Here is a 13,100-nt window from a genome sequence, read left to right on the forward strand (position 1 = left end):
CGCAAATATAAAAGTCTGTCGTTTTTTAAATGTAACTTTTTATGAATACAACTTATCAATAATCCCAAATGACAGCTTCCCTGTCAAGGTGAGACTTTAAAAGACGATGTTATGTGTTTTTTTATTAAGCTATCTTAAGATGTAATTTCGACAACGTAAGAGTTATTGAATTACAACAAGCAATAGACTAATAAAAAAATATATTTTCATATTTACAAAATTACTTAAATCTAGATGAATTAAAAATCCTAATTTAAGGGACAAAAATTTTGTAGAAGTATGTTTTACTAACATCTTCGTAGTAAGTCAAATTTTTTAGTACTAAATCCTCAATAAAACGAATTAAAGTACCTCTATTTAGTATTTCCTAAGATACAGCCAAGACAGATTAAAACTAAATAGATCTATTTTATAGTGTTGATTATTTAACCTAACTTATTATTCGTGATAACATTATCCTCTTTATTTAGGCTACTTGGAGCTATTGATGGACAGCAAAATAACAATAGATAAATTAATCTCATCTCCTGACTTTTTGGTTTACGATTTAGAAACACCATCAATGAAACTTTTATTTAAGGAGGTAACAGAATTAACCTACTCTGATAGCACTTTTTTGGATGAAAGAATCATTCATGCCTCGGGAAACAATTATATTTCAGAAATAATGCCCCTATTCAATGCGCTACAAAAAAATGATGTACCACGTGCGTCTCCCTGCTTTATATTTCATACTAGCTTCTGTTGCTCTACGTTACTCGCCCGCTGCTTTGATTTTTTACCTGATGTTTTTGTCGCCAAAGAACCGTGGATATTACGTCGATTAGCCGATCTAAAACGACGAAATAATATGACCAATGAGCTTAATGACAAAGACTGGAAAATATTGAGTTATACAATTTATCATCTACTAAGAAAATCTTACGGTGAGCAAAGAATTGTCATTAAACCGACGAATCTGGCAAACAATATTGTCGATGAGCTCATGTCTCAATCCATTAACTCTCGTGCGGTAATGATTTACAGCTCCCTAAATGACTTTCTTATATCAAATATAAAGAAAACATCTGAGACGCAGAGTAAGATGCCCTTGTTGGCAAAAATATTTACTCGAGATACTGGTGGACACCCAAATTTAACTTTAGAAGAGATCGAAAAACTGCCATTACTACAAGCCTGCATTGTTATTTGGTACAGCCAGTTTAAGTTAATTGAGCAACAATGGAGTAAGCAGTATTTACAACGATGCCTTTTTATTAATGCAGAAGAATTCTTAGCTCGCCCTCAAGATGCTATTAGTAATTTATGTAAATTCTTCAACTATGGTGATTTGCCCAGTGACCAAAGGAACAGGTTGGATTCAATTATGGGCAAGCATTCCAAGAGTAGTAGCTCTTACACTGCAAAAGAAAAAAAACAAGAAGATCAAGAGCTTGCAAGAAAAAATAAACATGAGATTAATGAAGCATTACAATGGAGTAAAATGTACTTTGATGTTAGCCAAATTGAAGATTATCTAGCAAAAGTTCCTCGCGTATTTTAATATGCAATAGAGCTAGTAAACATTCATACACTTCACTCTGGCAAGCTACAGCAAGTATCGTCTGAGCAATCTCCTGCTCATCAATATTTGTTGTCCTTTCTTTATTACTGTAGGACTAATTTAAAAGCAATCTGTTATTTAAATAAGCTGTTATGGCTATTACCCATTATATGCAGATCTTTCTATGTATGAGTTTCAATGTACCGCCCTTGCTGTTTAAGGTCGATACCAATTAAACGCTAGAGCAGAGCTACAATCTAGATAAATCAGATAAGAAACAGCTACTACTATTAACTAACAGCTTACCTTATTTAAGGCTATGTCTGAGTAAGTTGTTGTGAAAGTGCCATACTTAATTTATGTGTGAACAACTTCCAAGGTGTCACTCATGAATGAACAACAATTTACGCCTATTTTACAGACTCTTATTTTATTATCCCCTAGCCAACGACAGCGACTTCATCAGGCTCTCGCAAAAAGCGAGACATCAACTGAGGAAGTATTAACAACACAGTTCACATTACAGAAGTGTCCTCACTGCCTCGGTACGCAATTAAAACCTTGGGGCTCAAGTCACGGGTTGCCGCGTTATCGATGTGCAGCTTGTCTTAAAACATCTAACCCGTTAACTAAAACGCCCCTTGCTAGACTTCGTCAACCCGACAAATGGTTGGTTTACGCTCAAGCTCTCATTGATGGTCTGAGTATTAGGAAGGCTGCGGTATTATGTAATATTGATAAGAATACCGCTTTCCTTTGGCGTCATCGGTTTTTGACCATGATAAAGTCACACCAAGCTTTACATGAAGAAGGAATAGTTGAAGCCGATGAAACTTTCTTTTTAGAATCCTTTAAAGGGCAACGTCATTTATCACGTCCAGCAAGAAAACGTGGTGGTGTAGGGAAAACAAGAGGAACCAGTGATGATCAAATTCCTGTATTAGTCGTAAGAGATCGTCATAAATCTACCGTTACAGTGATTTTAGAAAAAGTTGATGCCGCGCATGTCAAAGCGGTTTTGGCACCTCTCGTCGATAAAGACTCAGTTCTTTGCACAGACGGAGCTGCGGTATACAGCTCTTTTTGTAAAGCGACAGGGATAAAACATGAAGTTATTCCGAGCAAAGGACCCAGAGCACGCGGTGCATTTCATATTCAAAACGTCAATGCTTTTGATAGCAGACTAAAAGAGTGGATGAGAAGGTTTCATGGAGTAGCAACTAAGTATTTGGCTAATTACTTAGGGTGGAGAAGAGTATTAGAGCGCTACCAAGCGATAAGACCTGATATTTTATTCTTTGAAGCTGTTAGACGAAAACCGCAACAGCTAATTCAGACATAGCCTTATTTAAGGCTATTTACCTGTAAATAGTAGAATAATTAAAAATATTTTAAGGCCCTAAACAGCTTAAATACGTATTAAATATACCATTAATAAAAAAGGGCTAATAGCTATTGTTAACTTAAAAGGTTTTAACTAGCTTGCAATAAAAAAGGTAATTGCCGAGACAATTACCTTTTAATACGTTCAATAAAGTTAAACGGTAGTTTAGCTTACCTCAACAATTCGGCTTAGAATTTTTGAGTGAAGCGTAAAAACCAACTACGACCGAATAAGCGGTAGTTACTTTCATCAGTATTACCATTTGCACCAGTCTCAATATACGGTGGTTTCTCATCTGTTAAGTTAGTTACACCAGCAGCAAACGTTGTACCAGTATCTAAAGTATAAGAAGCAGAAATATCATGGTAAAACATAGCTTCAATGTCATAAACATAATCTGGAGCATCAGCTTCTCTCCAGTATACATCGTAAGTTAACTCATCGTATGTCATATCACCGATATAATTCATAACATATGAAATCGTCAAGTCATCAATGCTATAAGCTAGAGTAAAGTTAATTTTATCCGCTGCATAGCTAGTATCATTTTCGAATTCACCGGTAAGATCTTGCATTTCGAATACGAAATCATTACCGTTATATACTTGATTTTCACGCTCTAAGAAGTGAGTCCAAGATAAAATAGAGTGGAAATCACCACCTAGTGCTTCAAAGTTATAACTTGCTTCAAAATCGATACCTTTAGCAGTCATAGCACTTAAGTTTTGAGTTTGTGCACTGATAAGACTAAGTTCACCATTAGTACGTTCAATGTTTTCACAAAGTCCCGCAACACCACCTAAGTAACAACCTTGAAGTGAATCAGATGCACCAATACTATCATGTACTTTCTCAAGTTCAATTGACCAGTAATCTAGAGTCATACCTAGACCGTCAATAAACTCAGGAGAATATGCAAGACCAACGGTAAATGTATCACCTTCTTCAGGTTGAAGATCTGGGTTACCACCTACTTGTGCAAGTTGCTGTCCATCTAAGTTAGCTGAACCGCCGCTTGGCACACCGTCGGCCATACAGTTACCCTGTTGTGTACTTGTTAGATTTCCCCAAGCAGTTGAGTTACATGGATCGACAGCTGATGGGAATGAATCACTCATAGGGCTAAATAGTGAATTGATGCTTGGCGCTCTAAATACAGTACCGTAAGTACCTCGTACAAGAAGACCATCCATTACGTTCCATTCAAGACCTAATTGATAAGTAGTGGAGCTACCAAAGTTGCTAAAATCATCGTAACGAACACCAATTGGGATTTCTAAACTTTCCACACCTGGTAAATCAGATAGTACCGGAATACGAATTTCCGTAAATAGACTAATTACATCGAAGTCACCACTAACACCTTTTGACTTATTACCCGTAACCTCACCCATGAATTTACCTGAGTCAACTTGCTGCTCAAGTTCTTCTTTACGATATTCAAAACCAATACCGCCAGCAATAGCACCCGCTGGTAATTCAAATACGTCACCGCCAATAAAACCAGTCAACGTTTGTAATGTATAGTTACTTGCATCAACTAATGGTGCAGTAACATACTCAAGCATCTCTTTACTAACTGAACCTGGACCACCAAATACGTTCATAGAAACACAACCAGCAATTGGTGCTTCAGCAGTACCACAAACAATATCACCATCATCATTTTTGAACGATGGCCCCATAGCTTTAGCTAAGTTGGGACCAAAAAGCTGGCCAAAATCAGTACTAGCTGTTTGACTATAACCATAGTTATAGTTTAAGTCGTATGACCAATTGTCACCAATCTGACCTTCCATACCAATAACTTGTTGGATACGTGTAATATCTTGCTCAAAACTACGACCGCCTTCTAACATACGGCGACGTGAACGTGTAACATCTTCACCAAACGGGTTATAAAAGTTATCTTTTGAAACACCATTAAAGGCACTACCATCAGGTAAAGTACCTTTGTAAGCTGGATCATATCGAGTATCATATGGAACCGCAGCTAATTCTTGTCGAGAAGTACGGTGATTCAGACGTGTTTCTGTGTAGAAAGCTACGTTATCGTTAAGCTCAAAACTACCTTCTACGAAAAAGTTTAATTTTTCATACGGTGTTTGTAAATAGTTAACAGGGGCATAATTATAAGTATCATCAGGGTTAACAAAGTCACGCATATCTGCTAATGATGCGATTCCGCCATCACAAGTGTTATTTATTTGATTAGGGCGACTTTCCATGTAGAACTGGCCACAAGGAACCGAGCCACTACCAAAGTTTTCAACACTAGCATTTGGGCTACCTGGAGGAACCATGCCATATTTTGCAAAGTTTTCTTCTTCTTCTTGACCCCATACCTGCCATGGATGGTTAAAGAAATCTACATCAGTAACATCACCTTGATAAACGGCATCTTGCTTAACATAATCAACACCAAATACGAGATGACCACCGTCAAATGCTTTACCCATAACTAAACTTGTACTGGTTTGATTGTTCTCACCTACGTTGAAAGAACCTGATTGTTGAAAGTTAAACTCGACACCTTCAAAATCACGACGAGTTATGATGTTAACAACACCAGCAACAGCATCTGCACCATAAGTTGCAGAAGCACCATCTTTAAGTATTTCAATACGTTGTATCATTGAAGCAGGGATACTTTGAAAATCAGAGCTTACCTGACGACGACCGTTTACAAGTACTAAGGTACGAGATGAACCTAACCCACGAAGCTCAACAAAAGTACCTCCATTACCGCCATTGTTAGTTGTCGTCATAGCTGGCGAACCAGACATAACAGCACTGCTTTGTAAGAATTGACCTACATCTTGAATACCTTGCACTTTCAATTGCTCGGCAGTTACAACTGTAATGGGGCTAGCCGATTCCATATCAGTACGTTTTAAACGAGAACCAGTTACCTGGATGCGCTCAACTTCTTCTACGCCTTCTTCAGCGGCAAAAGTTGGAGCTGAAATTGCTGCAGCAGCGCCTGCGCCGAACATCATTGCTACACGAATGGCTTTAGCTACTTTACTATTGTTATACATGTTTACTCCCTGGATCACATAGGTGATTGGTTGTTTATTTGTTTGTTTTTATTTTAAAAGACCAAGGCTATGTTGCCTCGTTAATCTTTTATCAAGTCTTATACCTGATCTGTCGGTTAAGATAGTAAACGGGAATAACAGGAATCGTCAACACCAAATGCAACGAAATAGTAATATCTTTAACATTTTGACACACTTAGACACACTTTGGGTTTGATAAAACAACACACATAAATAACCATAACACCCTGATAACAAAGACTTAAAAAACAAAAAACAACTTTGAATTTTAATTTTATATTTTTTTGAGTTTTTTTTGTAAAAAAACATCATAGACACATTTACACTTACGCAACAAAACAAACAAATCAAACAAATACAATGAGATATAGCACGCAGGTAATTTACCAACCAACACTGTACAATAAACAACCAAAGACAACGGGACACATAAACACAATTAAAAACAAAGACATACAACACCAACGACACAATTTGTAAATCTTTAATTACAAAAGGACACTTTTCCATATATGACAAATTTAAAACCTTTCAATATTTGCCTATTTACTTACGATATTGATACTATTTTTGCTTTGATACGAACTACGGTATGATTACAATTCCTATAACATCATCATTTCATCACTTCATATATGCTAAAAAATCCACACGAAATTGCTATTAGCCGTTTATCAACCCTTATTGATCATTTAAGTGTACAAGCAAAAAAAACTGACCAATTAAACAGCAAACATAAATCTCATCGCCTTATTGAAAATAACGATCTTTTCTCACGACATTTATTTACGACTGAAAGTGATAAAATTTCCTTATATGTTGACGAAGTAAAAAAGCGGCTGAGCGAATTTTCTCGTTTATATCGACTAAGTGGCAGCAACGCTAATAAAGCTGAATTTGCCAAGTCATCCCTTCTGCACATAGAGCAGCAAATTACTGCTTTAATGAATGCTATCCAAGCTAATCCTGCTATGCATCAAGCAGCCCAAGCAAGCTTTGACGCTAGAAAAAAAGTAAGAATTAAATCAGCCCAAGCAGCTCAATTAAAGCAAAATGATACCTATAATAAAATGGCAAAATCAGTTTTATTGTCAAGCCACCAACTCTATCAACAGTTAAGTGAACACCACGAGTTTGAAAGAAGGCTTATAGAGATGATCACTGAGCGTGAGCAGCAACGTACTCGGTCTAAGAGTGCTAATACAGATAAACTTTCACTGGAAGTACTTGCTTTACATCAACGCTTAGGTAGGTGTCGAAAAGCTATATCTTCAATTGAGCGGAATATAGAGCAAGCAGAGAAAGGTAACCTCAGATAGCAACAAAATCATCAGCTTATAAATTCGCATTTTGTTTTAACTCAGGTTACTCTTTGTATACGCTAACTTGAGCACTTAACATTCAATTATTTTAAAAAGAGGTTTTATGAAAATTTCAGATGATATTCATAACTATTATGAAAAATTAGTTATGCAACACTTTGTTATGGGAAAGTTTGACGATAAGTATGATGCTGATTTTATTGCTGATTTAACTTGTGTGGTTTTAAACCAATTGCCAACACGTTATATTCGACATGAGGTCGATATGGCATTTTATTTACCGCCATCAGAACGTTTTGACATGGAAAACAAGGTAAAGAAAGCGATTGCAAAGGCACTAGAATTTATGGATGTAATTCGAATAGATAACTAAATTAGGACGTATAGGAGGAAGTATTGGGTGGCAACCCAAACAGCCACACCTCGGCACATGAGTCGTCTGCTGCGGTTGCTTCCTTCCGGATCTGGCCGAGTTCACAGAGTATCATTGCGAGGGGACCGAAAGGGTCACCATAGAAGCTTTAAAAACGAGTTAGCTCTTAAAGCGCCGCGAATTATCGCTAATCATATTAGTAGATGCAAGCACAAGTTAGTAAAAAATGACTACTTGTTGTTTTTTTAATCTTATTAGAGGTATTAACCATTATCCTTTACACGTATCGTGAGTTTTTCGTTAATTTCTAATAATACCGATTTAATAATTAATAGATTTTCTTTGCCTATACGCAACATAAGTTTGTCACTATCGTCTAGTGCTTCCAATTGAGCATCCTGATATTTATACATAACACTGCTTCGGGTTACATCCATTGCAGATTTAGGTAGCTCCATATCAAGTACTCTAGTTATTGCATCTTGCAATGTATAAGTAAAATCTTCTTCGTAACCCAACTCAAGATAAGCTTCATCAATTAGTGGTTTGATATCAACATACCAATTAACCAATGTCGTACTGTCAACAGAACGCAACAAGTCGACATATAAGTCGAAACGTTTACTTGTTTCACTATCCCATTGCCATACATTCTGCTCACCATCAACATTAATTGACTGCTCATCAACAGAGAACTTCACTTTAGGTTGAATGAAAACACTATGTTCATAAGCTAATAAACCCTGAGCAAAGTTATCGGTAAAGACCACAAAACGTCGAATAATATCTTCAGTTATGAGTAAAGACAATAATTCATTTCGCCAAGTCAACTCAGGAAGTTTTTCTTGTATCCAGTCATCACTTTCATCTAATGCAGGTAAGACAATAGCAATTTCCTGCTCTATGACTATGTCTTCGACTACTGGCGTAACAACTTCGATAATAGGGTCTATCTGCGGTAATTCATTAAGGTCTTTATCTTCTTCCTGATTTTTCGTGGAGAGAGATACTGGCACCACAGGCTTATCTTTTAATAACTCACTTGAGTCCATAGTACGTTTTTCAGTTTTGCCTCCTGAAAATTGCCATAAAGCCACTGCAACTAATATGAAAGTAACGATAAAAATAATAAGCGGGCCTGAATTATTTTTACTATTGCCCTGCTCTATTTGCTGTGTAGGTTCTGAATTATCCATGCTATCCAAATTATTTTTGTTAAATGCTGATTAGGTATTATTGCAACGCTTTTTTCCTTGGGATGCAAGTACCAAAACGTTTTTTCTTGTTCTCGTAGCCATTTTTTATGTGATTTTTTATTTTAAGGGGTGTAACTTAAAAATAGCCTACTATTCTGAGGAAGGCTATTTAATAACTTTATTTTTAAAGCAACCTAACAGCTTAAATTCGCTTACTGTGCGTCCGGTTGATTTTCCGGTAAGGCTTTAATAAAGGCAGGTAACTGATTACAATTGTTGACTACTTTGTTGATTAATGGATAAGCACTCATATCAACGTTAAATCGATGAGCATTATAAACTTGGGCCACTAAACAAATATCAGCTAATGTTATGGTGTCTGCAAAACAATATTGCCCGGCACAGGTAGTTAACTGTCTTTCTATGGCCATGAAACCAACATTCATCCAATGCTCTACCCACCCTTGTTTAGCTTCATTAGTAACAGATAATGAACTAGCTAAGTATTGTTGAACCCGTAAGTTATTGAGTGGGTGAATTTCACAGGCTACATCTAATGCTAACGCCTGTACTTTAGCCCTACTTTTTATATCTTGTGGATATAAAGCTTTTTCAGGATTACGTAGTTCTAAATAATCAATAATAGCTAACGATTGGTTTAATGAGAAGTCACCATCAACTAGCGTAGGTACCAAGTTATTAGGATTGAGTTCACTATATTCATCACTATGTTGCTCTCCACCATTTTTAACAAGGTGCACTGAGATTGACTCAAAGGCAATGTCCTTTAAATGCAGTGCAATTCTTACGCGATATGCCGCTGTAGAGCGCCAATAACCATATAGTTTCATCGTATTTCCTTAATATAATTATGATCTAAAAAAAATGCTAATTACCTGACCAAGTTAACGATTATAGTTAGCTCTGGTGCTGATAATTAGCATTTGTTTATATTTACTTTAAAGCAGATTTAAAAAATCATCACTGCTTAAAAATTACAGTGCTTTATACTCAACCACTTTTTGGTCAATAGAGCCAAAAATACTTGAACCTTCGCTATCAAACATTTCAATGCGCACGGTATCACCAAAACTCATAAATGGTGTACTTGGCTTACCATCGGCAATAATCTCTAACATACGAATTTCAGCTAAACAGCTTGAGCCTGCAGAGCGATCGTAGTTTGAAATGGTACCAGAGCCAATAACACAACCCGCTGATAGTGGGCGTGTTTTTGCCGCATGTGCAACAATTGTTGGAAAATCAAAAGTCATGTCTACACCACAGTTTGGTTGGCCAAACAGTGCTTCATTTAAATGAGTGGTTAATGGTAAATGTAATTTTTTACCATCCCAAGCATCACCTAGTTCATCTGGCGTTACTGCTACCGGAGAAAATGCGCTTGAAGGTTTAGAGGCAAAAAAACCAAAACCTTTCGCTAATTCACCCGGAATAAGATTACGTAGTGAAACATCATTTACTAGCATTAATAATTTGATGTGACTTGCGGCTTGTTCAGCCGATGCGCCCATAGGAACATCATCGGTGATCACGGCGACTTCAGACTCAAAATCGATACCGTATTCTTCACTCGCAATTGAAATATCATCACGTGGGCCAATAAATGCGTCTGATCCACCTTGATACATTAATGGATCAGTCCAGAATGTTGCCGGCATTTCAGCATTTCTTGCTTTACGCACTAATTCAACATGATTTACATAAGCGCTGCCATCAGCCCATTGATAAGCGCGTGGCAAAGGTGATTCACATTCAGCTTGTTCAAAAGCTAACGTATCACTAATTTCATTATTATTTAACGATTGATACACTTCAGCCAATTTTGGTGAGATCTCGCTCCAGTTATCAATGGCAGCTTGTAAAGTTGCGGCAATATCACTTACCACTACAGCTTTATCAAGAGCGCGGCTAACAACAACGAGTTGACCATCGCGTGTATTATTTTTAAGTGTTGCTAATTTCATTCTTAAACCTTTTTAATTATAACTATAATAGTTATCGATACATTTAAAGCATAAAAGTATGGTACAAATATTTTCACTGACAACCAAGCAATAGCTTCAGCTTAGTAAAAACAAGTCGGAAAATTATCTTTACGGCTTTTATTACACTGCTTGCTAAGTTCAACCTTGGATAATTTAAATTTTAACTGTTTTTTTATTAATATCGTATTCACGTAACTTGTTAGCAATCGCAGTATGGCTAAGACCAAGTTTTTTAGCGAGTTGTCTAGTGCTTGGGTAAGCAGGATACAATTTACGTAATAAGTTTGCTTCAAAGCTTTTTACTGCGGCATCTAATGTACCTTCAAACTCTTGCTCTAAGTAGCCATGTTCTCGGGTATAAGCAGGTAATTGTAGGTGAGTCGTTTCTATTTCATCACCTTCTAGTAACGAAGCAGCACGTGTGAGTACATTTTCTAATTGACGAATATTACCTGGCCATGGATAGTGCTCAATAAAATCACGACAATCATCACTGACTTTCAGGTGAGTACGGCCAATTTGCTGTGCGGCCTTAACTATGAAAAACTCGGCAAGTGGTAAAATGTCACTGCGACGCTCTCTAAGTGCAGGTAACGTGAGGCCAAATACGTTTAATCGGTAATACAGATCTTCTCTAAAATCACCTATTGAAACAAGATTAAGTAGATCCTTGTTGGTAGAGCTAATAATCCGTACATTAACGGTGACTTCTTGCTCAGAATCTACACGCCTAAAACTGCCGTGTTGAATGACGCGTAATAACTTACTTTGCAGTTTGGCTGACATCTCGCCAATTTCATCAAGAAATACCGTGCCACCATCGGCTAATTCAAAAATGCCACGCTTACTTAATTCTTGCGCTTTTTCACCGACACCAAATAATTCAGACTCTGCTACATCATCAGGTAAGGCTGCACAATTTAATGTCATAAAAGGACGTTCTGCGCGTTCACTAGCTCCATGACACGCTCTGGCAAGTAATTCTTTACCAGTGCCTGTTTCACCCATAATTAAAATGGAAGAATCGAGTGATGACATGCGTTTAGCTTCACGAATAACTTTTCGCATTGCGCTTGAACTTGCTTGAATGCCTGAAAAGGTATTTTCGCTAGGCTGTTTGAATGCATTCATCTGTTGACCAAGACGTGCTTCAGATTTCAGAATTAACACTGCACCAGCAAGTACTTGATTATCTTCTTCGCCTGCGACGTGAATTGGCATGATATCTGCGACAAAATCATCACCTTGGAATTTTAAACGGCGGGTTTGAGCAAGTACATCACTGGCATCTAACCAGCGATTAAAGTTAAAACCTTTTAGCCATAAACTGATATGTTGACCAATAAGAGACTCTTCACTTTCACCAATAATACTAGAGGCGATAGTGTTCACAATGCGGATATTACCTTTTCTATCGATAGAGATAAAAGGGTCGGGGAAGGTTTTTATTAACGTCGCAAGTTCATTTCTTTCACGCTCAGATGGCATGTAAGGAGCAGTTTTTACATCACCTACCCCTTCAATCAAGCGTAATTGTGGCATAAATGTTTGCAAATCAGAAAAATCTAAATCGGGGATATTTATATAAATACGCCCTGGCTGCATTAACTCAATACCACGTACATTTATGCCGTGTTCGACAAATATACCTAATACTTTTTGCCCCATACCAACACGGTCATGACAAGTAATTTCCAAACGCATTACACAAGCCCTTAATTTAGAATTCAAGAAAAGGGCTATTGTAAACTAATTTTTACGATAATAAAGCACAACATCACCAAACACCACTTTGATGAATATTGTACTTTATTAACTTATCATCTACTTGGAATGAATTATTCGCCTAGTTGATCTGTTTTTGCGGCACAAATGAAATCATTTTTATGCAAACCACCTATCGAGTGTGTCCACCAAGTCACGGTTACTTTGCCCCATTCAAGTAAAATCGAAGGGTGATGGAATTCACTTTCCGCCAATTCAGAAACTTTATTAGCAAATGCCCATGCTAGCTTGTAGTTTTTAAACTTGAATTCACGCTCAAGCATCATCACATTATCACGTACTTGTGGAACCCAATCAGGAATTACTCCAATCAGTTCTTTTAGTTCTTCGTCTGATACTTTTGGCGCATCTACGTGGCAGGCTTCACAGACCTGACTTGCCAATTTATTACTTGATTGTGTTGTCATTCTTAATCCTTATATTATTCTT

At 37.0% G+C, this 13,100-nt stretch carries 10 protein-coding genes and 1 other RNA gene; 4 read left to right on the top strand and 7 right to left on the bottom strand.

Translation table 11 applies throughout. The features are described 5' to 3' along the window. The first annotated feature begins 487 nt into the window (after window positions 1-487). Window positions 488-1,543: a hypothetical protein gene (locus tag CXF85_RS03850; RefSeq protein ID WP_101227185.1), complete on the top strand. Its 1,056-nt coding sequence runs from the start codon at window positions 488-490 to the stop codon at window positions 1,541-1,543. Window positions 1,544-1,931: 388 nt separating this feature from the next. Further along, a complete protein-coding gene (locus tag CXF85_RS03855; protein WP_101227186.1) occupies window positions 1,932-2,885 on the top strand; it encodes an IS1595 family transposase in 954 nt (317 codons plus the stop codon). A gap of 230 nt (window positions 2,886-3,115) precedes the next feature. On the opposite strand, the gene CXF85_RS03860 is transcribed toward CXF85_RS03855, so the two are convergent. Then, window positions 3,116-5,968: a TonB-dependent receptor domain-containing protein gene (locus CXF85_RS03860; protein WP_101227187.1), complete on the bottom strand. Its 2,853-nt coding sequence runs from the start codon at window positions 5,966-5,968 to the stop codon at window positions 3,116-3,118. 656 nt (window positions 5,969-6,624) lie between these two features. On the opposite strand from CXF85_RS03860, the gene priC reads away from it, so the two are divergent. Continuing rightward, window positions 6,625-7,308: a primosomal replication protein PriC gene (gene priC / locus CXF85_RS03865; RefSeq protein ID WP_101227188.1), complete on the top strand. Its 684-nt coding sequence runs from the start codon at window positions 6,625-6,627 to the stop codon at window positions 7,306-7,308. Between the two features lie 106 nt (window positions 7,309-7,414). Continuing rightward, complete coding sequence (locus tag CXF85_RS03870; protein WP_101227189.1) at window positions 7,415-7,684, top strand: late competence development ComFB family protein; 270 nt, start codon at window positions 7,415-7,417, stop codon at window positions 7,682-7,684. A gap of 34 nt (window positions 7,685-7,718) precedes the next feature. Here CXF85_RS03870 and ffs read toward each other — a convergent pair. The 6 genes from ffs to CXF85_RS03900 all read right to left on the bottom strand — a co-directional run bounded on the left by ffs (window position 7,719) and on the right by CXF85_RS03900 (window position 13,078). Further along, an RNA gene (gene ffs, locus CXF85_RS03875) (signal recognition particle sRNA small type) lies at window positions 7,719-7,815 on the bottom strand. Window positions 7,816-7,947: 132 nt separating this feature from the next. Further along, window positions 7,948-8,880, bottom strand: a complete 933-nt coding sequence (locus CXF85_RS03880) for a DUF3014 domain-containing protein (RefSeq protein ID WP_101227190.1) — start codon at window positions 8,878-8,880, stop codon at window positions 7,948-7,950. Between the two features lie 212 nt (window positions 8,881-9,092). After that, on the bottom strand, window positions 9,093-9,731 hold the full coding sequence (gene maiA / locus CXF85_RS03885) for a maleylacetoacetate isomerase (RefSeq protein ID WP_101227191.1): 639 nt from the start codon (window positions 9,729-9,731) through the stop codon (window positions 9,093-9,095). A 144-nt stretch (window positions 9,732-9,875) separates the two neighbouring features. Further along, window positions 9,876-10,865, bottom strand: a complete 990-nt coding sequence (locus CXF85_RS03890; protein WP_101227192.1) for a fumarylacetoacetate hydrolase family protein — start codon at window positions 10,863-10,865, stop codon at window positions 9,876-9,878. 174 nt (window positions 10,866-11,039) lie between these two features. Continuing rightward, entirely contained in the window at window positions 11,040-12,590 is a 1,551-nt protein-coding gene (gene tyrR / locus CXF85_RS03895) for a transcriptional regulator TyrR (RefSeq protein ID WP_101227193.1), read from the bottom strand. 134 nt (window positions 12,591-12,724) lie between these two features. Further along, complete coding sequence (locus CXF85_RS03900; protein ID WP_101227194.1) at window positions 12,725-13,078, bottom strand: 4a-hydroxytetrahydrobiopterin dehydratase; 354 nt, start codon at window positions 13,076-13,078, stop codon at window positions 12,725-12,727. Between the last annotated feature and the right edge of the window lie 22 nt (window positions 13,079-13,100).

It is taken from the genome of Colwellia sp. 75C3 (genome assembly GCF_002836255.1).
GTDB lineage: Bacteria > Pseudomonadota > Gammaproteobacteria > Enterobacterales > Alteromonadaceae > Colwellia.

Coding starts and splice junctions, on each gene's coding strand:
- CXF85_RS03850 (WP_101227185.1), top strand. CDS start 488: ATGGACAGCAAAATAACAATAGATAAATTAATCTCATCTCCTGACTTT.
- CXF85_RS03855 (WP_101227186.1), top strand. CDS start 1,932: ATGAATGAACAACAATTTACGCCTATTTTACAGACTCTTATTTTATTA.
- CXF85_RS03860 (WP_101227187.1), bottom strand. CDS start 5,968: ATGTATAACAATAGTAAAGTAGCTAAAGCCATTCGTGTAGCAATGATG.
- priC (WP_101227188.1), top strand. CDS start 6,625: ATGCTAAAAAATCCACACGAAATTGCTATTAGCCGTTTATCAACCCTT.
- CXF85_RS03870 (WP_101227189.1), top strand. CDS start 7,415: ATGAAAATTTCAGATGATATTCATAACTATTATGAAAAATTAGTTATG.
- CXF85_RS03880 (WP_101227190.1), bottom strand. CDS start 8,880: ATGGATAATTCAGAACCTACACAGCAAATAGAGCAGGGCAATAGTAAA.
- maiA (WP_101227191.1), bottom strand. CDS start 9,731: ATGAAACTATATGGTTATTGGCGCTCTACAGCGGCATATCGCGTAAGA.
- CXF85_RS03890 (WP_101227192.1), bottom strand. CDS start 10,865: ATGAAATTAGCAACACTTAAAAATAATACACGCGATGGTCAACTCGTT.
- tyrR (WP_101227193.1), bottom strand. CDS start 12,590: ATGCGTTTGGAAATTACTTGTCATGACCGTGTTGGTATGGGGCAAAAA.
- CXF85_RS03900 (WP_101227194.1), bottom strand. CDS start 13,078: ATGACAACACAATCAAGTAATAAATTGGCAAGTCAGGTCTGTGAAGCC.